1 protein-coding gene is annotated in these 455 nt (G+C 49.5%); it reads right to left on the minus strand.

The genetic code is table 11. The annotated features are described in order from the left end of the window. Positions 1–455, minus strand: a 455-nt coding sequence (locus tag DNK34_RS25320) for a LysR substrate-binding domain-containing protein (protein ID WP_131199546.1), incomplete at both ends; no start/stop codon positions are given.

Genomic DNA, 455 nt, shown 5'->3' on the forward strand with positions numbered 1-455 from the left:
CTTGAACTCTCTGCCGCAGACCGCTGAAATTTTGCCCTTCCGGTAACAGGAGTATATGCGCAGCGTTGTCGATAGTCTCCCTGTCATCTTCTAAAGAGAGTAGTGGATTTCCCTCGCGGCAAATTAACACCATATTGTCGGTGAACAGAACATGATGTTGCACCGTACGATTGGTGCAAAACATGTTATCGATGATGAGATCGGTTTTAAACTGACTGAGTTGGTTTTCCGCGTCGCTGATGGGGGGGTTGCGCAGTAAAAGCTGCGGATAGTGAGATTTAATCGCCCGATAGATGACAGGAAGGACCAGGGCTCCGACCGAGGGGGTGGTCGCAATAGTTATCGTTCGTTGCTTATCATAGCTTCCTTCGATATCCAGCGCGCCAAGAATGGACTCAAGGCCCTGACTGATATACTCATGTAGATGCATCGCAAATGCGGTAGGAGTGACACCC

Source organism: Phytopseudomonas dryadis, from assembly GCF_004327355.1.
GTDB classification, from domain to species: domain Bacteria; phylum Pseudomonadota; class Gammaproteobacteria; order Pseudomonadales; family Pseudomonadaceae; genus Aquipseudomonas; species Aquipseudomonas dryadis.